19 protein-coding genes and 1 tRNA gene are annotated in these 17,649 nt (G+C 66.6%); 13 read left to right on the forward strand and 7 right to left on the reverse strand.

What is annotated here, in order from left to right:
- Window positions 1-4: 4 nt before the first annotated feature.
- Window positions 5-301: a hypothetical protein gene (locus IEV93_RS01835; protein WP_188486383.1), complete on the forward strand. Its 297-nt coding sequence runs from the start codon at window positions 5-7 to the stop codon at window positions 299-301.
- Between the two features lie 39 nt (window positions 302-340).
- Entirely contained in the window at window positions 341-1,216 is an 876-nt protein-coding gene (locus tag IEV93_RS01840; protein ID WP_188486385.1) for a Gfo/Idh/MocA family protein, read from the forward strand.
- A 74-nt stretch (window positions 1,217-1,290) separates the two neighbouring features.
- Here the strand turns inward: IEV93_RS01840 and IEV93_RS01845 are convergent, their stop codons facing one another.
- The gene (locus tag IEV93_RS01845; RefSeq protein WP_188486387.1) at window positions 1,291-1,590 is read right to left on the reverse strand and encodes a hypothetical protein; all 300 of its coding nucleotides are present in this window, start codon (window positions 1,588-1,590) and stop codon (window positions 1,291-1,293) included.
- 150 nt (window positions 1,591-1,740) lie between these two features.
- Here IEV93_RS01845 and IEV93_RS01850 point away from each other — a divergent pair, with 150 nt between their 5' ends.
- Window positions 1,741-2,595, forward strand: a complete 855-nt coding sequence (locus tag IEV93_RS01850) for an MBL fold metallo-hydrolase (protein ID WP_188486389.1) — start codon at window positions 1,741-1,743, stop codon at window positions 2,593-2,595.
- A 25-nt stretch (window positions 2,596-2,620) separates the two neighbouring features.
- Here the strand turns inward: IEV93_RS01850 and IEV93_RS01855 are convergent, their stop codons facing one another.
- Together IEV93_RS01855 and sp36 are read right to left on the reverse strand one after the other, a co-directional pair.
- Window positions 2,621-3,103: a RidA family protein gene (locus IEV93_RS01855; RefSeq protein ID WP_188486391.1), complete on the reverse strand. Its 483-nt coding sequence runs from the start codon at window positions 3,101-3,103 to the stop codon at window positions 2,621-2,623.
- Between the two features lie 5 nt (window positions 3,104-3,108).
- Window positions 3,109-3,273, reverse strand: coding sequence for a Sp36 family protein (sp36, locus tag IEV93_RS01860; protein WP_188486393.1), 165 nt, complete (start codon window positions 3,271-3,273; stop codon window positions 3,109-3,111).
- 120 nt (window positions 3,274-3,393) lie between these two features.
- On the opposite strand from sp36, the gene bagA reads away from it, so the two are divergent.
- Both bagA and bagB read left to right on the forward strand, forming a co-directional pair.
- Entirely contained in the window at window positions 3,394-4,428 is a 1,035-nt protein-coding gene (gene bagA / locus IEV93_RS01865; protein WP_229704820.1) for an ATPase BagA, read from the forward strand.
- Window positions 4,428-5,525, forward strand: coding sequence for an ArsA family ATPase (gene bagB / locus IEV93_RS01870; protein WP_188486397.1), 1,098 nt, complete (start codon window positions 4,428-4,430; stop codon window positions 5,523-5,525). Before bagA ends, bagB begins: the two co-directional genes overlap by 1 nt.
- A gap of 10 nt (window positions 5,526-5,535) precedes the next feature.
- Here the strand turns inward: bagB and IEV93_RS01875 are convergent, their stop codons facing one another.
- Window positions 5,536-5,883, reverse strand: coding sequence for a WhiB family transcriptional regulator (locus IEV93_RS01875; protein WP_229704821.1), 348 nt, complete (start codon window positions 5,881-5,883; stop codon window positions 5,536-5,538).
- A 265-nt stretch (window positions 5,884-6,148) separates the two neighbouring features.
- On the opposite strand from IEV93_RS01875, the gene IEV93_RS01880 reads away from it, so the two are divergent.
- On the forward strand, window positions 6,149-8,632 hold the full coding sequence (locus IEV93_RS01880) for a penicillin-binding protein (protein ID WP_188486399.1): 2,484 nt from the start codon (window positions 6,149-6,151) through the stop codon (window positions 8,630-8,632).
- Window positions 8,633-8,642: 10 nt separating this feature from the next.
- Here the strand turns inward: IEV93_RS01880 and IEV93_RS01885 are convergent, their stop codons facing one another.
- On the reverse strand, window positions 8,643-9,119 hold the full coding sequence (locus tag IEV93_RS01885; RefSeq protein WP_188486401.1) for a GatB/YqeY domain-containing protein: 477 nt from the start codon (window positions 9,117-9,119) through the stop codon (window positions 8,643-8,645).
- 105 nt (window positions 9,120-9,224) lie between these two features.
- Between IEV93_RS01885 and IEV93_RS01890 the strand changes: the two genes are divergently transcribed.
- Entirely contained in the window at window positions 9,225-10,244 is a 1,020-nt protein-coding gene (locus IEV93_RS01890; protein ID WP_188486403.1) for a metallophosphoesterase, read from the forward strand.
- A gap of 9 nt (window positions 10,245-10,253) precedes the next feature.
- Here IEV93_RS01890 and IEV93_RS01895 read toward each other — a convergent pair whose 3' ends face one another.
- Window positions 10,254-11,315, reverse strand: coding sequence for an ABC transporter permease (locus IEV93_RS01895; RefSeq protein ID WP_188486405.1), 1,062 nt, complete (start codon window positions 11,313-11,315; stop codon window positions 10,254-10,256).
- Between the two features lie 98 nt (window positions 11,316-11,413).
- Here IEV93_RS01895 and IEV93_RS01900 point away from each other — a divergent pair, with 98 nt between their 5' ends.
- The 4 genes from IEV93_RS01900 to IEV93_RS01915 all read left to right on the forward strand — a co-directional run bounded on the left by IEV93_RS01900 (window position 11,414) and on the right by IEV93_RS01915 (window position 15,379).
- Window positions 11,414-12,004 (forward strand): TetR/AcrR family transcriptional regulator, encoded by a 591-nt coding sequence (locus tag IEV93_RS01900; protein ID WP_188486407.1) that lies wholly within the window; start codon window positions 11,414-11,416, stop codon window positions 12,002-12,004.
- A 69-nt stretch (window positions 12,005-12,073) separates the two neighbouring features.
- Window positions 12,074-12,147, forward strand: a tRNA-Pro gene (locus tag IEV93_RS01905).
- A 459-nt stretch (window positions 12,148-12,606) separates the two neighbouring features.
- Window positions 12,607-14,175, forward strand: coding sequence for an amino acid permease (locus IEV93_RS01910; RefSeq protein ID WP_188486409.1), 1,569 nt, complete (start codon window positions 12,607-12,609; stop codon window positions 14,173-14,175).
- 214 nt (window positions 14,176-14,389) lie between these two features.
- Window positions 14,390-15,379: a helix-turn-helix transcriptional regulator gene (locus tag IEV93_RS01915; protein WP_188486411.1), complete on the forward strand. Its 990-nt coding sequence runs from the start codon at window positions 14,390-14,392 to the stop codon at window positions 15,377-15,379.
- Here IEV93_RS01915 and IEV93_RS01920 read toward each other — a convergent pair.
- Complete coding sequence (locus IEV93_RS01920) at window positions 15,364-15,663, reverse strand: hypothetical protein (protein WP_188486413.1); 300 nt, start codon at window positions 15,661-15,663, stop codon at window positions 15,364-15,366. The two genes, IEV93_RS01915 and IEV93_RS01920, sit on opposite strands and share 16 nt — an antisense overlap.
- Here IEV93_RS01920 and otnK point away from each other — a divergent pair.
- Window positions 15,657-16,913: a 3-oxo-tetronate kinase gene (gene otnK, locus IEV93_RS01925; protein WP_188486415.1), complete on the forward strand. Its 1,257-nt coding sequence runs from the start codon at window positions 15,657-15,659 to the stop codon at window positions 16,911-16,913. The two genes, IEV93_RS01920 and otnK, sit on opposite strands and share 7 nt — an antisense overlap.
- Window positions 16,913-17,518, forward strand: a complete 606-nt coding sequence (locus tag IEV93_RS01930) for a class II aldolase/adducin family protein (protein ID WP_188486417.1) — start codon at window positions 16,913-16,915, stop codon at window positions 17,516-17,518. Before otnK ends, IEV93_RS01930 begins: the two co-directional genes overlap by 1 nt.
- The last annotated feature ends 131 nt before the right edge of the window (window positions 17,519-17,649 follow it).

Consider the following 17,649-nt stretch of genomic DNA (forward strand, 5'->3'; position numbering starts at 1 on the left):
CGCCGTGCAGATCGACAAGACCCGCGTACACGCCATCGCCAAGGACTGGGAGGAATGTCATGCGGCCCTGATCGACGCCTCGACGACCGCGGGCGACGCCAGCGGCGACTGGGCCCCGGGGGTCCGGGGAGCCGTCACGTCGTTCACCAGCGCGTGGAGAGCCGACCTCGCACAGCTCGCCGCGGAGGCCGATGCGATAAGCCGGGGCATGAACGCCGCGGCGGCGAGCTATGCGATCACCGACGAGGAGGCCGCAGAGCGGATGCGGCAGGTGCAGAAGGCGATCGCACCACCGGCGTAGAACGCGGTGCGACCGGCGCGGGCCACTAGGCTCGGCGACATGACCGCTACACCCATCCGCGTGGCCGTCGTGGGTGCGGGCCCCTGGGCCCGTGAGACCCACATCCCCGCGCTGTCCGCACATCCCGGTGTCGAGCTGGTCGGTGTGTGGACCCGGCGACCGGAGGCGGCCGACGACCTGCCCGTGCCGCGTTTCGAGTCCATCGAGGCCATGCTCGAGGGGTGCGACGCGGTGTCGTTCGCGGTGCCGCCGGACGCCCAGGCTCCCCTGGCCGTCGCGGCCGCCGACGCCGGCAAGCACCTGATCCTGGACAAGCCGATCGCGGGCACGGTCGAGGGGGCCGAGGCGATCGTCGCGGCGGTGCGAGCCGCCGACGTGCGTTCGATCGTCACGTTCACCCGCCGGTACGCACCGGAGACACGCGCATTCGTGGACGCGGCGCAGGCGGGTCGGTACGCAGGCGGTCTCGGTCGATGGATCTCAGGATCCCTGCTGGGCGGCCGATACTCGTCGTCGCAGTGGCGGCAGGACGGCGGCGCGCTGCTCGACGTCGGACCGCACGTGATCGATCTGCTGGACGCCACGCTCGGTTCGATCACCAAGGTGATCGACGCGCGCGTCATCGCCGACGACGACCTGTGGCATCTCACCTTCGGACACACCGGCGGTGCGACCTCGACGGCGCAACTGTCGCTTCGCGTCCCGGCACGGCCGACCGTCACCGAGTTCTCCGTCCACGGTCCCGACGGTGTCGTGACCCTCACCGATCGCACCACCGGTTCGGTCGAGTGCTTCACCACCCTCGTCGACGAATTGCTCACGGCCATCGCGACGTCGACCGACCATCCCCTCGATGCGGCGCGTGGGCTGCACATCCAACGGATCATCGCCGAGGTGCACAGACGCGTCGCCTAGATCGACGGCACGACACGCACAGCGCCGGCGACGGTCGGGAGAGACCATCGCCGGCGCTGCCGTGACCTGCTGCGTCAGCGACGCGCGAGGACGACATGCACGAACGTGCGGTCGTAGGTGAACCCCCACGCACGGTGGGCCGCGTCGTACCGCGGGGTCACCCGGTGGCCGCGGTAGGTGAACGGCCGGTAGTCGGGTCGGGAGATGGTGATCTGTCGCTGCTGCTGGGGCTGCTGCGCACGTGCTTGGGTCTGGGATGAATGTCCCTGCTGCGGTGCGGCGGACGCGGTGCCCGCGCTGACGCCCAGTCCCAGCAGTGCGGCTCCGACGAACCCTGCGGCGATGGTCGAGGTGGCGGCCTTCTTGATGTTCACGTCTACTCCTGTTTCTCCAGCCGGTGCGAGAACCCGGCAGCGGAACACGCGTCCGCTGAGGAGAAAACTAGGAGTCCGACCTGTCTGCAGCGTGGCCGCGGGCTGCCAGATCGCTGTCAGCGGGACAGGTCGCGACGGTAGCGTGTGGGCATGACTGCACCGAAGCATCCCGCGTACGAGACGCTGCGCACGGTCACCCCGTTCGCATCCGTCGTCCTGTGCAACAACCCGGGGATGATGGAGCTCGACGGAACCAACACCTGGGTCCTGCGCGCCCCCGGGCACCCCGACTGCGTCGTCGTCGACCCGGGTCCCAAGGGGCACAAGAAGCATCGGAAGACGGTGGCCGAACAGGGGCGCGTCGTCCTGACGCTCATCACGCACCGGCACGCCGACCACACCGACGGCATCAAGAAGTTCCACGAGCTCACCGGATCTCCGGTGCGGGCGCTGACCGAGAAGTTCTGCCGCGACGCCGATCCGCTCACCGACCGCGAGGTGATCCTCGCCGCCGGTCTGCGGATCACGGTGTTGCGCACCCCGGGTCACACCGCAGACTCGGTCAGCTTCCTCGTCGAGCACCTGGCGAAGGGCGACCCGGCCAACACCTCCGGGGTCGAGCCCGCCCGGGTCATCGGCCGCGCCATGTGCACCGGTGACACCATCCTGGGAAGCGGCACAACGGTTCTCGACCCGTCCGACGGTGGACTGCGGGACTACATGAACTCACTCAACCGGCTCATCGTCGAGGGCGAGGGGTGTGCGTTGCTACCGGGCCACGGCCCCGACCACGCCGATCTGATCCCGGTTGCCCGCTACTACAAGACGCACCGGGAGGAGCGGATCGACCAGATCCGCGCAGCGCTCGCCGACCTCGATCTCACTGCGGCAGAGGCGAAGCCGATGAAGATCGTCAAACGGGTCTACGCCGACGTCGACAAGAAGCTGTGGCCCGCCGCGCGGATGTCGGTCAAGGCCCAGCTGACCTACCTGCAAGAGGTCTGAGAGCCGCGGTGTCGTGAGCCGGCGCTCAGCCGACCTCGACGATCATCTCGACCTCGACCGGTGAACCCAGCGGCAACTCGGCGACGCCGACCGCCGACCGCGCGTGGTGACCGGCCTCGCCGAAGATCTCCCCGATGAGGTCGGACGCGCCGTTGAGCACCCCGGGTTGTCCGGTGAAACCCGGTGCGGAGGCGACGAATCCGACGATCTTGACCACGCGGACCAGGGAGTCGATACCCACCAGACCGTTGATCGCGGCCAGCGCGTTCAGCGCGCACAGACGTGCGGCCTCACGGGCCTGGTCGGGTTTGACGATGCCCTCGGCCCCCTCGGAGACCTTGCCGTGGAACGTCAGCTCACCGTCGACCATCGGGAGCTGCCCCGAGGTGTAGACCATGTTGCCGCTGCGCACAGCCGGGTAGTAGACCCCGAGCGGGGCGACCACCTTGGGCAGTTCGATTCCGAGATCGGCCAGGCGCTGCGTCCACGACGGCTTCGTGTCGGACACCGCGCTCAGCCCTTCGGACGCTTGAGGTAGGCGACGTGCTGCTCACCGGTGGGGCCGGGCAGAACGCTGACCAACTCCCATCCGTCGACGCCCCAGGTGTCGAGGATTTGCTTGGTGGCGTGGGTCAGCAGCGGCACGGTGGCGTATTCCCACGCAGTCAGTTCACTCATGGGCTCACCCTATCGGGGTGTGACGGACACATCGAGGCCCCGGCGAAAGGTCATCGACGTCACTCACCTCGCTACGCCGATCGCGGGGGTTCGCAGTGCGCTCGCCGATACAGTCGAGTGGTGTCATCACAACCGCTTTCCGATCTACCGGGCGCCGGCCTCTCGCCTGCCGGCTGGCCCGACTCCGCGCGAACCGCGCGGCTGCACTTCGTCTCGGGTAAGGGCGGAACCGGCAAGACCACCGTCGCCGCGGCGCTCGCGCTGACGTTGGCCGGCCAGGGCAAGAAGGTCCTGCTCGTCGAGTGCGAGGGACGTCAGGGCATCGCGCAGCTCTTCGACATCCCGCCGCTGCCGCCGACGGAGACCAAGGTCGCCACCGCACAGGGCGGCGGTCAGGTCACCGCGTTGGCCATCGACATCGAGCACGCGCTGCTCGAATACCTCGACATGTTCTACAACCTCGGGTTCGCCGGTCGCGCGATGCGCCGCATCGGCGCCATCGACTTCGTCACCACGGTCGCTCCCGGCCTCCGTGATGTGCTGCTCACCGGCAAGATCAAGGAGTGCGTCGTGCGCACCGACAAGGCCGGGGCGCAGGTGTACGACGCGGTCGTCGTCGACGCACCGCCGACGGGTCGCATCGGCAACTTCCTCGACGTCACCTCCGCCATGTCGGACCTGACCAAGACCGGACCCATCCGCAACCAGAGTGACGGCGTTGTGCAGCTGCTGCACTCGGAGCTCACCGTGGTCCACCTCGTGACGCTGCTGGAGGCCATGCCGATCCAGGAGACCGTCGAGGCGGTCACCGATCTGCGGGACAAGAAGATGCGGGTGGGTGCGCTCATCATCAACCGGGTGGCGCCACCACACCTGAGCGAGGCCGCGGTCGACAACGCGGCCGAGGGCGTCATCGACGCCGCCACGATCGCCGCACACCTGTCGTCGGCCGGGCTGACGGTGTCCGACGCCGACCTGCAGGGTCTGCTGACCGAGACCATCGAGCACGCGTCGCGGGTCCAGGCGCAGCAGGTGGCCAAGGCCGAACTCGACGAGGTGGACGTCTCCACCATCGAGATCCCGTCGTATGACGACGGGGTCGACCTCGGCGGGGTCTACGAGATCTCCGCCCTCTTGGAACGGGCGGGTGCGTGATGGTTGCCGTGCTGAAGATGGGCGAGGTCCTCGCCGACGAACAGACCAAGGTCGTGATCTGCTGCGGAGCGGGTGGCGTCGGCAAGACGACCACGGCCGCGGCGATGGCCGTGCGCGCCGCGGAGCAGGGCAGGCGGGTGGTGGTGTTGACCATCGACCCGGCCAAGCGGCTCGCGCAGTCGCTGGGGATGACCGAACTGACCAACGCGCCCCAGCCGGTGGCGATCGACGGACCGGGGTCGCTCGACGCGATGATGCTCGACATGCGTCGGACCTTCGACGAGATGGTGACGCAGTACTCGACGCCCGAACGCGCCGAGGCCATCATGAACAACTCGTTCTATCAAACCGTCGCGACGTCGTTCTCCGGGACGCAGGAGTACATGGCGATGGAGAAGTTGGGGCAGCTCCTCGCGCAGGACAAGTGGGATCTCATCGTCGTCGACACCCCGCCGTCGCGTAACGCGCTCGACTTCCTCGACGCGCCGGCCCGCCTGGGTTCGTTCATGAGCGGGCGACTGATGAAGTTGCTGATGGGCGGCGGGCGCGGGGTCGGCCGCGTCGTGACCGGTGTCGTGGGTTTGGCGATGCGCGGTGTCTCGACGATCGTCGGCGGTGACACCCTGCGGGACGTCTCGGCGTTCGTGCAGTCACTCGACGCCATGTTCGGCGGTTTCCAGGAACGCGCCACGACGACGTACAACCTGCTCAAGCGGCCCGGCACCCAGTTCGTGGTGGTCGCGTCGGCCGAACCGGACGCGTTGCGGGAGGCCGCATTCTTCGTCGACCGGCTGTCCGAGGAACGGATGCCGCTGGCGGGGCTGCTGTTGAACCGGACGCACCCGAATCTGACGTCGATCACCGCGGACGCCGCCCGGACCGCCCTCGAATCGGTGGACGACGAGCTGACGCGGGCCGTACTGACGATTCACGCGGAACGCACGACGACCGGTCGACGCGAACTGCATCTGCTGCAGAGGTTCACCGCGTCGCATCCGGCCGTCCCGATCGTCGGGGTGCCGTCACTGCCGTTCGAGGTGGCCGACATGACCGCGCTACGCGCGGTGGCCGAACAGATCGTCGGCCAGAAGAGCTAGAACGCAGTGCTCAGACGGCGTCGGCGTGCCGACGGCGCTGGCTCTCGAAGAACTCGCCCCACGAGGTGACCTCGGGGTGCTGGCGCAGCAGTGCGCGCCGCTGGCGCTCGGTCATACCGCCCCAGACGCCGAACTCGACGCGATTGTCGAGGGCGTCGGCACCGCATTCGAGCTGTACCGGGCAGTGCCGGCAGATGGTGGCCGCCTTGCGCTGGGCCGCGCCGCGGACGAACAACTCGTCCGGGTCACCGCCGCGGCAGCGTGCCTGGGCAACCCAGGCCAATCGGGTGTCGGTCTCGCCGGTCGTCTCGCCGTGTGTCCCGTGTGTCTCGCCGTGTGTCACTGCCGCGTTCGCCATGTGCCGAACCCCTGTCTGCCGCTGTGCGTCGTTCCTGAGGGCAAGCCCCGCCACTTTCGTGACCAAATGTTACGTGAGTCACATTCTGTACAACAATCTAGGTTTTGCGATGATCGATCGTCAAGTCGGGGGCCGGACGAAAGTGGGACCGCCGTCGGAATCCCATTCGTCGGGTTCGAGGTACGGGGTGCGCGGCGTCATCCGTTCGTGAGTCGTCACCGATGGTTGACCCGGACTCTCAGATCGGACACGTATCCTGACTTCCGTGTCCGATCAAACCCACCGCACCCCGCGATCGAGGGCCCTCTGGGTCCTGCTCGCCTGTTGCGCGCTCGCCGGCGTCCTCGTGGCCGCACTGTTGTTCCCCGCGGCCGGAGGCTTCGGGCTGCTGACGAACAAGGCCGCGACCACCGTCGAGAACTCGTCGTCCGAGCTGCTCGACGGAACGGTCCCCGAGGTCACGACGATGACCGACTCGACGGGCAAGCCGATGGCGTACCTGTACGACCAGCGGCGGGTCCAGGTGGACTACGACGACATCTCCCCGGACATGATCCGGGCGATCATCTCGATCGAGGACAAGCGCTTCCTCGAGCACGACGGCGTGGACTGGAAGGGCACAATCCGCGCGTTCCTGAAGAACTCGTCGTCGGGCGAGGTGCAGCAGGGCGCGTCGACGCTCGACCAGCAGTACATCAAGAACTATCAGCTGTTGGTGCTGGCCCGGACCGAGGCCGACCGCGAGGCCGCCATCGCCACCACCCCGGCCCGCAAGCTGCGCGAGGTGCGCATGGCGCTGACGCTGGAGCAGACGCTCACCGAGCAGATCATGCGCGACAAGAACATCGACAAGGCCGCGGCCAAGCAGGAGGCGAAGAAGGAGATCGTCACCCGCTACCTGAACATCGTGCCGTTCGGCAACGGCGCCTACGGCATCGAGTCCGCGGCGCGGACCTACTTCAACAAGTCGGCCAAGGATCTCGACGTCCCGCAGTCGGCGATGTTGGCGGGCATGGTGCAGTCGAGTTCGGCACTCAATCCCTACACGAACGTCTCGGGTGTCACCGATCGGCGAAACCTCGTGCTGGACACGATGATCGCGAACTTCCCGAACCGTGCCGCCGAGTTCGCTGCCGACAAGTCCAAGCCGCTCGGCGTGCTGCCGCAACCACAGTCGCTGCCGCAGGGCTGTATCTCGGCCGGCGACAACGGGTTCTTCTGTGACTACGCGCTGCAGTTCCTCGCCGAGAACGGGCTCAACCGCGACGCGGTGCTGCGTGGCGGCTACACGATCCGCACCACTCTCGACCCCCAGGTCCAGGCGTCGACGAAAACGGCCGTGCAGGCAGTGGCCAGCCCGCAGCTCACCGGAATCGCCAACGTGATGAACGTGATCAAGCCCGGTCAGCAGAGCCACGACCTCCTCGCGATGACCTCGAGCCGCGACTACGGGCTCGATCAGCGTCGCGATCAGACCGTGCAACCGCAGCCGTACTCGATGGTCGGCGACGGCGCAGGATCGATCTTCAAGATCTTCACCGTGGCCGCGGCGATGCAGAAGGGCCTCGGATCGTCGGCATCCCTCGACGTCCCGTCGACCTACCAGGCCAAGGGGATGGGCTCGAGCGGCGGCGTCAACGGTTGCCCGGAGAACACCTACTGCGTCAAGAACGACGGCCGGTACCCCCGGACCATGTCGATCACCAATGCCCTTGCGCAGTCACCCAACACCGCGTTCGTCAAGCTGCTCAACGAGGTCGGCGTGCCGTCCGCGGTCGACATGGCCGTCAAGCTCGGCATGCGTTCATACGCCCAGCCCGGCACCTCGGGGCAGGGCGATCTGAGCCTGGCCGACTACGTCAAGCAGGGCAACTTCGGTTCGTTCACGTTGGGACCCAACGCGATCAACCCGCTGGAGTTGTCGAACGTGGCCGCGACCCTGGCGTCGCACGGCACCTGGTGCCCGCCCAACCCGATCAAGTCCATCACCCAGAAGAAGCGGGACCGCAACGGCAACACGGTGATCGGCGCCAACGGCGAGCCGGAGGTCACCGCGGTGGCGTTCACGCCGCCCGCGTGCGAGCAGGTGGTCGAGCCGGGTCTGGCCGACACCCTGGCCAACGCGATGTCCGCCGACGACCGTGGGGGCGGAACCTCGGCGGGCGCGGCGGCGTCGGCCGGATGGACCCTGCCGCTGGCGGGTAAGACCGGTACCACCGAGGCGCACCGCTCCTCGGCGTTCCTCGGATTCACCAACAACTTCGCCGGCGCCACCTACATCTACGGCGACACCACGAGCCCCGAGGACATCTGCTCCTCGCCGCTGCGCCAGTGCTACGGCGGCGACCTGTACGGCGGTTTCGAGCCCGCCCGTACCTGGTACAACGCGATCCTCCCGGTGGCGAACAAGTTCGGTCCCACCTCGCTACCCCCGACGGACCCGAAGTACGTCGAGGGCAGCCAGAACGGTCGGGTCCCCGACGTGAGCGGGTTGTCGGCGAGTTCGGCGACCGCGCGTCTGCAGGAGAACGGCTTCAAGGTCGAGCAGTCCACCACGACCAGCGCGCAGTCGGCGGGCACCGTGGTCTCGACGAGCCCGTCCGGTACAGCGGTCCCCGGTACCACGGTCACGATTTTCGTCAGTGACGGTCAGGGCCGGGTGGCGACGCCGGAGCGTGGTCCGCGCCTGCCCCCGACGACGATCACGATCCCCGGTATCGGACCAATCGTGATCCCCGGGTCGCCCTGACCCGGATCGGCTACTGCAGCGCCGAGCGGACGGCCGTCGACAGACGTTTGCCGTCCGCTCCGCCTGCGGCCCGCTCGGTCACGATCTTCATGACCTGACCCATCTGCTTCATCGCGGGCGGCTCACCGAGATCGACGGTCACCTGCGCTATCGCGTCCGCGACCAGCGCGTCCACCCCGGCGTCGTCGAGAGGCGCAGGCAGGTAGCGGGAGATGATGGCCGCCTCGGCCCGCTCCTTGTCGGCGAGCTCGCTGCGGTTGTTCTCGTCGAAGATCGAGGCGGACTCGGCCCGCTTCTTGTTCTCCCGCATCAGCAGCGAGGTGACCTGCTCGTCGGTCAGCGTGTGGGCCGCCGACCCGGAGACCTCCTCGGCTCCGATCGCGGCGATGACCATGCGCAGCGTCGCGACGGTCTCGGTGTCACGGGCCTTCATCGCTGTCGTCAGGTCGGTGCGGATGCGGGCTTTGAGAGCTGAGTCGTCGGTCATGAGGCCACGGTAGTGCCCGCCCACGGATGACCTCACACCATTTTCTGTGCCGGGTCCGCAGGTACTTCGGGTACCCACCGGGTCCGCCATCGGTATCCTGACCAGATGGCTGACGTCGACATCAAGCGAATCCGTGACGCACTGGCCGGATCTCACCGCCCTGCGGCCACTCCGCAGGCAACCGTGGCGCGGGTTGCCGCTGCGTCCGCCGGTGCCGCCGTGGCGGGGGTCGCCTACGCGACCCTCATCGAGCGCAACGCCTTCACGCTGCGCCACAAGACGATGTCGGTGCTCGAGCCCGGCGCCGGCACCCTGCGGGTTCTGCACATCAGCGATCTGCACATGTTGCCCGGTCAGCGCCTCAAGCAGGCCTGGGTGTCTGAGCTGGAGTCGCTCGAACCCGACCTCGTCGTCAACACCGGCGACAACCTGGCCCACCCCAACGCCGTCCCGTCGGTGATCCAGTCGCTCGGTGGGTTGCTGTCACGGCCGGGGCTGTTCATCTTCGGGTCGAACGACTACTTCGGTCCGACGCCCAAGAACCCGTTGAAATACTTCAACAAGAACCACAAGCGCGTCCACGGCGAGCCGCTGCCGTGGCAGGACCTGCGCGCGGCGTTCACCGAGCGCGGCTGGCTCGACGCGACGCACACGGTGCGCGAGCTCGAGGTGGCAGGGGTGCGGGTGGCCGCGGCCGGAGTCGACGATCCGCACCTGCAGCGCGACCGCTACGAGACCGTCGAGGGGCGCCCCAATCCCCTCGCCCACCTTCGGCTGGGACTGACGCACTCGCCGGAGCCGCGCGTGCTCGACAAGTTCGCCGCCGACGGCTACGACCTGGTGATGGCCGGACACACCCATGGCGGTCAGCTCTGCGTCCCCGGTTTCGGTGCGCTGGTGACGAACTGCGACATCGACCGGTCGCGGGTCAAGGGCGCCTCGAACTGGGGCTCGACGATGAAGCTGCACGTCAGCGCCGGCCTGGGCACCTCACCGTATGCGCCCTACCGTTTCTGCTGCCGTCCCGAGGCCACGCTTCTCACGCTGACGCCGGTGTCGCACGGCGACGCCGAGTACGACGAGGAGCAGTCGTTGCCACCGCTGACCGCGGGCCAGCGCCACTGAGTTTGCTGGTCAGCGTGCGTGCTGCGGCACGTGGCCTTCGCGTGCGTGCGCCGGAACGTGTGTCGTCTCGGTGATGCCCCACTCCTCGTCGAGGAACTCCTCGGCGGTGTCCTGGGTAGTGCGTCCACGACGGATCGCGATCACGTAGAACGCGGCTCCGACGATCAGCCACGCGAGCAACACCGCCGTCGCGTGACCCGTGGAATGGCCGTCGAAGAACACGACATTGCGCAGCAGCGTGCCGGTCGCGCCCGGCGGCAGATACTGACCGATCGCACCCCACGGTTGCGGGAGCAGGCTGGGCGAGCTGGTCAGTCCCGACAGCGGGTTCCCGAGGACGATCAGCGCGAGTCCTGCGATTCCGAGGCCGGCTGCACCGAGCAGGGTGCGGAGTCCGATGACGCCGAAAGCCGTTGCCGCGATGCCCAACATCGCCGCACCCGCCGCCGGCCAGAATTGACCGTCGAATGTTCCCAGGACGAACCGCAGGATGGTGGTCAGTGCCAGGCCGCCGACGACCGCAAACGCCAGCGTCGACGCGATCAGCGTCCGCGGGTCTCGCAGCACCATCATCATCACCAATGCACCGATCCACCCGCCGAGTGCGAGTGGCAGCGCCCCGGCCGCGAGCCCGGCGCCGCGAGGGTCACCGCTGCCGAACCCGCGGACGTCGACGGTCGTACTGGTCGTGTTCTGCGAGGACGCGACCTGTGCGCCGACGCCCTCGATGAGGGTTGCGACCGACGTGCTGCCCGCGGTGGTCACCATCGTCGTGACGCCCATCCTGCCGACGATCAGGGCACCGTCGAGGTCACGGGATCGGATCTGCGATCGCGCGGCGTCGGCGGATGAGGGATACGACACCTCGAAGGCACCGGGCTGTCGGGTGTCCAGCGATCGGGCGATCTGCTGCGACGTGCTGGGGGTGGCGACCACACCGAGCCGCAGGTCATGGGGCTTGGAGTGCACACCGGGAAGTGCAAAGGCCAGGAGCAGCAGCGACAGCGCGGCGGTCAGTCCGAGCACGACCGCCACCTGGCGGAGCGGCTGGCGGGTGGGCGAGTCGGCCATCATGGCTCCTTTAAGATACGGATAGTGTCTTGACGTCAAAATGCTAGATTGCTCCGACGAGATACGCAACGTTTCTTATCGACCGGCAGGGACACGACATGACAGCGACGCGGCGGCGTGGCGCCGAACTGGACGACGCCATCTACCGGGCCGTGTTCGACGAACTGGTCGACCACGGATACGTCGGACTCACCTTCGAGGGCGTCGCCCGTCGCGCACAGACCAGCAAGCCCGTGCTCTATCGGCGGTGGCCCAATCGGCTCGACATGGTGGTGGCCGCGCTGACCAGCGCGAGCGACGACGTCATCCAGGCGGCCGACACCGGCTCTCTCGCAGGCGATGTGGAGGCCACCCTGCGGCTCGTCCTCGATCGGCTCGAGTCCATGGGGCGGTCCATCGCACTGGGAGTGCTCGCCGACGCCGCCGCATCCCCGGGCACCGGAACCCTGCGGATCCTGCAGACCAAGGGCGTCGCGCTCAGCGATGCGATGCTCGACCGAGCCCGCACTCGAGGCGAGATCGGGCCGGCGCCGCTACCGGAACGCGTCCGCTCGCTGCCGTTCGACATGGCGCGCTACGAGTTCCTGGTCAACGGCGATCTCACGGCCGACGCCATCCACGACATCGTCACCACGGTGTTCTGTCCGCTGGTCACGCTTCTCGCAGGGGGCTCTGACCAGCCGATTTAATACCGATTGCGGTGTGGATGTAGGCTGAACGAGGCTGTTCGCGAGAGAGTGCGACGCGGACGGAAGCCACGGGGTGTGGCGCAGCTTGGTAGCGTGCTTCGTTCGGGACGAAGAGGTCGTGGGTTCGAATCCCGCCACCCCGACGTGTTGGTTGAGACACAGAAGAGGCCCTGACCAGGGGAAACCCGGTCGGGGCTTCCTCGTTTCCGGGGTCGCGCCAGATCTCCGCCAGTCCGCACAGTCCGCAGGAGAAAAACTCCGCCCGGGTTTCGGGGCGATTTTGAGGCTCGGTGGGCGGTTGGTCGTCATGGCCGAGTGTTGAACACCGTTGACGGCGTGAGCTTCCGCGCCGGTGACTGCTGTGCATTCTTCGCGTCCACCTAAGAGGTCACGCCGGCTGGGAATCACGCACGGACGAAGCGATTCGTGATCGCCGACCAACATCTATGACGGGCAAGTTTTGACCGAGAGAACTCACCGATCACGCCGTCCATACGGTGCAAGCGAAACATTTATTGTTCGACAATCAGACTGTCGGTCAATGGTCTACTCTCCGAACCAGCGAACGTCCTCTTAGGCGTTCCCTAAAAAGGAGAAATGCCGTGCCAGAGGGTCACGAACAGCTGTCCGACGACGAAAAGCACCTCGCATCGCTCGGGTACACCCAGGAGCTGAACCGCTCCTGGTCGAGCTTCAGCAACTTCGCCATCTCGTTCTCGATCATCTCGATCCTGGCGGGCTGCTTCACCTCGTTCGGCCTCGGCTGGAACAACGGCGGGCCCGCCGCCATCGCGTGGGGCTGGCCCATCGTGTCGGTATTCATCCTCATCATCGGACTGTGCATGTCCGAACTTGTGTCAGCCTTCCCCACCTCCGGCGGCATCTACTGGTGGGCAAGCAAACTCGGAGGCGCCAAGGCGGGCTTCTACACCGGCTGGCTGAACCTGATCGGCCTCATCGCCATCCTCGCGTCGACGGCCTACGGCGCGGCGACGTTCCTCGACCTCACCCTCAGCACGTTCAGCGAGACGTGGCTGGCCGGTTACAGCCTGACGAGGGTCTTCGTCCTCTTTCTGGTGATCCTGGCGATGTCGGCGATCATCAACATCTTCTCTTCGCACCTGCTGGCTGTCATCAACAACATCTCGGTCTGGTGGCACGTGGCGGGCGCAGCCCTCGTCATCGCCATCCTCATCGTGGTGCCCAAGCATCACGCCAGCGTGTCCGACGTCTTCGCCAAGACCATCAACAACACCGGCATGTTCAGTGGTGCCACGTCCGGGGTCGGTTGGCTGATCTTCGTGCTGCCGATCTCGGCGATCCTCACCCAGTACACGATCACCGGCTACGACGCGTCCGCGCACATATCCGAGGAAACCAAGGGCGCGGCCGACGGCGCAGCCAAAGGCATTTGGCGGGCCATCGTCTACTCCGCCATCGGCGGCTGGATTTTGTTGCTCACCTTCCTGTTCGCGGTGAACGATTCGAACGCGGTGTCAGCAGGTGGCGGTGCGGTAGCGGTGATCCTTAGCCAGGCGATGAGCTCGCCGTGGGTGGGCGTCGTGTTGCTGATCTCGACGGCCGGTCAGCTGTTCTGCCTCACTGCCGTCCAGACCAGTAGTTCGCGGATGCTGTTCGCGTTCAGCCGCGACCGCGCGGTGCCTGGTCACCAGCTGTGGTCGAAGGTCAGCAAGAACAAGATTCCCGCCAACGGCGTGATCGTCACCGCCGCGATCGCGGCGATCATCACGTTGCCGGCGCTGGTGGAAGTCGACATCAACGGCGCACCCGTCCCGGTCGCATTCTTCGCCGTGGCCTCCATCGGCGTCGTCGGCCTGTACCTGTGCTTCGCGGTGCCGATCTACTTCCGCTGGAAGGCCGGTGACTCGTTCCCGGTCGGCAAGTGGAATCTGCGCGGTCACCACAGGTGGATGGCACCCGTCGCGCTCGTCGAGATCATCGTCACCTCGATCATCGCCATGTTCCCGACGTCGTTGGGTGGCATGCCGTGGGACGCGAGCTTTGAGTGGAAGTTCGTCAACTACACCCCGCTACTCGTCGGCGGCGTGCTGATCCTGCTGTTCGTCTACTGGCACGTGTCGGTGAAGAAGTGGTTCACCGGACCCATCAAGCAGGTGTCAACCGTCGCCGAGGAACTCGACCTCATGTAGCCACACATTGTCTAACAATTGACAGCCGGACAATATAGGCTCAGAATCCTTGTGCGGCTCACCACCGAATGGCGTGCAGCGCTGGAGCGAGAAGCTGGGTTCACCGACGACGGTGCCCGGGGTTCGGTGAGCGAGTGACGGCGTCGCGACACGGCGCGACAGATGCACGATGTGGTGCTTGAATCCATTTGACGGACAGCACTCGAGGAGTGCCATGACTGATCTTTACACGCGAGTGCTCACCGATGTGTCCTACGCGGCGGGTTCCTCCGGCCTGGCCGGAGCCGGGGAAGACGTTTTGACGCTTCTACAAGAGGGCACACACCACGAGGCTGCAGCATTGTTGGCCTGGGACCGTCTAGAGCAGCGGCATCGCCCGATTGCCAGCGCGGGCTACCGCCCAGAAACTTTGGAGTTCCTTGGCGACCCGTATTTCGCATCGGACGAGAACCGTGTGCTGAAGGTGGCGCGGGGGCCGGTGAGAACCGATGATCTGCCGCATTACCGCGATACCCCCACGTTTCGTGAGGTGATGGCTCCGGCGGGGTTCCAGGACGGAATGACGAGCCGTCTGTACCGCGACGACGGAACTTATGCGGGGATGTTTCACGTCTCAGCCGGGGCTGCCGGCACCTTCGACCACCGAGCGAAGGATCTCGTCGCGGCGTTGACGACGGTGCTTTCCCGCCTCACCGTCGCCACCTCACCGCCGTCTCTACTGCCCCCAGCACCTGAAGGCGCCATGGTCGGCGTCGTCGACCGTTTCGGACAAGTGAGGTCGGTCGATGGCTTTCGAGTTCCCGACGCGCTGGTAGACCCCCACTTCGGCGTGGTCGTCGCCCGGTTCCTGCGCTCGTTGAACCCTGCCCTGGTGGGCCTGTGGCCCACCGACCACAGGTGGTCGGCAGTGACGTTGACGCGCATCGTCGACCGCGGCTTGCACGAGGCCGCTCTGGTTCAGCAGGTCGTGGTAGACCCCATTCCTCATGGCCTGTCCAACAGAGAGCTCGACATCCTGTCGGCAATGGCGTCCGGGCATTCCAATCGTGAGATCGCCGTCCTACGGTCGATTTCGGTGCGGACGGTGACATCGCACGTAGAGAGCATCCTGCGCAAGATGAATGTCGGCTCACGCGCGAGCGCCGTGGTGGCCGCCACGCAGCAGAGGTTGCTGCGCGTGGACTGCGCTCAGTCGATGATCTGATCCAGGGGGCGCCCGAGGACGTTGCCGGTGACACTGGCGACGTCGTCGTATCCGCTGTGCGACAGCGCAGCGGTCAGCCAATCGATCCGACCGAGAAGAACCCGACCGCCGGTATTGACGCACGGATGCGTCGGCCATACGGTGATTGTCGGATTGACGGACAATCCGCCCGCCTGCCCTCCTCGCTCGGGCGGACCGCGGTCTGACAGCGGTTGCGAGATCGATTTCTCGACACGGCTGCACGACTTTGCAGCCGTCGTGCCGAAAGGAAGACCGTATGACACACATCGCCGTCATCGCCGACGACTACACGGGCGGTACCGACGCCGCAGCAGCTCTGCGCCGCAGTGGACTTCGCGTCGTCATGCTCTTCGGCGTCCCGGCCCCGGGGAGCACCCTGCAGAACTGCGATGCGGTCGTGGTCGGAATCAAATTTCGTAGCATCGCGCGCGCGGAGGCGTGCGAGTACGTCGAGCGAACGGTCGCCTGGCTCCGTGAGAACGGCGTCAACCGGTACTTCTACAAGTACTGTTCGACCTTCGACTCCACACCGGAGGGCAACATCGGTCCGGTATGTGACCTCCTTCTGACACTCACCGGCGCTCGATACACGATCGTCTGTCCAGCCACGCCGCTACACCTGCGCACCACGTACCTGGGACACCTCTTCGTCGACGACACGTTGCTCAGCGAGTCGTCCATGCGGACTCATCCGCTGACACCGATGACGGACTCGAACCTGGTGCGATGGCTGTCGCTGCAGACCGAATCCATGGTGGGGTCGGTGCCGCTCAACGTGGTGCGCGCCGGCCACGAGGCGGTGATCGAACGTGTGAACGGACTGGTCGACCAGGGTGTTCGGCACATAGTCGCAGATGCCACCAACGATTCCGATCTTGACTCCATTGCCGCTGGGCACGAGTCGGCCGTCCTCAGTGGCGGTGCAGGCCTGGTGGAGGCAGTGGGACGAAACCTGGGCGCGTCTCTTCCCGCGGACGAGCATCCGATGGGCAGCCGCGATGCACCTGACGCCTCGAGTGGGACTCTGGTGCTCGCCGGAAGCTGTTCGGAGGCAACCCTGGAGCAGGTACGGCGGGCGCGACTGACCATGCCGGCCTTGCGGCTGGATCCAGGCGACATCCCCGATGCAGACACTCTCGTCGACACAGCCGTCGCGTGGAACGAGGCGCAGGACCAGACCCGCCCGCGGTTGATCTACACCTCCGCTGCTGCCGAGGAGAGGCGCCGGGGTGCGATGGCCATGGGGCCCGACACCCCGCAGATTCTCGAGCATGTACTCGCCCGGATCGCCTCGAGGGCGGTCGAGCAGGGCGCGCGCCGAATCGTCGTCGCGGGTGGCGAGACGTCGGGAGCCGTAGTGGCTGAACTCGGCGTGCAGCAGGTCCTCGTCGGCGCGGAGGCTGCGCCCGGTGTCCCCTGGTGCACGACGGTGTCGGGCGATCCGATCTCGCTCCTGCTCAAGTCCGGCAACTTCGGCGATCCCGACTTCCTCGCGAAATCCGCGTCCGCGTGATGGACACGATGGCAGCGGAGCGAACCGCCATTGTCCGTCATGGGGCGTCGCTGTTCGACCGTCGGCTGACAGCGGGACGAACCGGCAACATCAGCGTGCGGGTGGGCGATCGGATCCTGATCACGCCAACCGGAACCTCGTTGGGTGGCCTGATACCTGGCGAACTGGCACTTCTCGATCTGAACGGTGTGCACCTGGACGGATCCAAACCCTCCAAGGAATGGCCGATCCACGTCGAAACCTACCGCGCCCGACCCGATTCGCGTGCCGTCGTCCACCTGCACAGCTCACATGCGGCAGCTGTGTCCTGCCTGGCCGGGCTCGACGTCGCGGACTGCCTGCCCCCGTTGACCGCTTATCACGTGATGCGGGTCGGACGGGTACCTCTCATCCCGTACATCCCTCCGGGTGATCCGGCCCTCGGCCAGAAGGTGGGGCATGCCATGCGTGCAGCGCACTCTGTGTTGCTGGCCAACCACGGCTCGGTACTGGCAGGCAAAACTCTGGCCGATGCCGTGGATGCTGCTGAGGAACTCGAAGAGACGGCGCGGATCCTTTTGTTAGTGGGCGACCGACCCGTCTCCCTGGTCGACCACCGCCGCTAGCCGCATATTGTCGGACAATTGACAGTCAGACATAGGGCTGGCATCATTGCTTTCCAAGGTGATCAGCACGTCGGACCGAATGCCAAGAGCTTGTCCCGCGCTCGGACCACCGCCCGAACTGATCGGGCGGA

Source organism: Williamsia phyllosphaerae (assembly GCF_014635305.1).
Taxonomy (GTDB): Bacteria; Actinomycetota; Actinomycetes; order Mycobacteriales; family Mycobacteriaceae; genus Williamsia_A; species Williamsia_A phyllosphaerae.

What these genes read in the sequence shown, in the direction of transcription:
- IEV93_RS01840 (WP_188486385.1), top strand. Translation starts at nt 341, where the DNA reads ATGACCGCTACACCCATCCGCGTGGCCGTCGTGGGTGCGGGCCCCTGG.
- IEV93_RS01850 (WP_188486389.1), top strand. Translation starts at nt 1,741, where the DNA reads ATGACTGCACCGAAGCATCCCGCGTACGAGACGCTGCGCACGGTCACC.
- sp36 (WP_188486393.1), bottom strand. Translation starts at nt 3,273, where the DNA reads ATGAGTGAACTGACTGCGTGGGAATACGCCACCGTGCCGCTGCTGACC.
- bagB (WP_188486397.1), top strand. Translation starts at nt 4,428, where the DNA reads ATGGTTGCCGTGCTGAAGATGGGCGAGGTCCTCGCCGACGAACAGACC.
- IEV93_RS01875 (WP_229704821.1), bottom strand. Translation starts at nt 5,883, where the DNA reads ATGGCGAACGCGGCAGTGACACACGGCGAGACACACGGGACACACGGC.
- IEV93_RS01885 (WP_188486401.1), bottom strand. Translation starts at nt 9,119, where the DNA reads ATGACCGACGACTCAGCTCTCAAAGCCCGCATCCGCACCGACCTGACG.
- IEV93_RS01890 (WP_188486403.1), top strand. Translation starts at nt 9,225, where the DNA reads ATGGCTGACGTCGACATCAAGCGAATCCGTGACGCACTGGCCGGATCT.
- IEV93_RS01895 (WP_188486405.1), bottom strand. Translation starts at nt 11,315, where the DNA reads ATGGCCGACTCGCCCACCCGCCAGCCGCTCCGCCAGGTGGCGGTCGTG.
- IEV93_RS01900 (WP_188486407.1), top strand. Translation starts at nt 11,414, where the DNA reads ATGACAGCGACGCGGCGGCGTGGCGCCGAACTGGACGACGCCATCTAC.
- IEV93_RS01915 (WP_188486411.1), top strand. Translation starts at nt 14,390, where the DNA reads ATGACTGATCTTTACACGCGAGTGCTCACCGATGTGTCCTACGCGGCG.
- otnK (WP_188486415.1), top strand. Translation starts at nt 15,657, where the DNA reads ATGACACACATCGCCGTCATCGCCGACGACTACACGGGCGGTACCGAC.
- IEV93_RS01930 (WP_188486417.1), top strand. Translation starts at nt 16,913, where the DNA reads ATGGACACGATGGCAGCGGAGCGAACCGCCATTGTCCGTCATGGGGCG.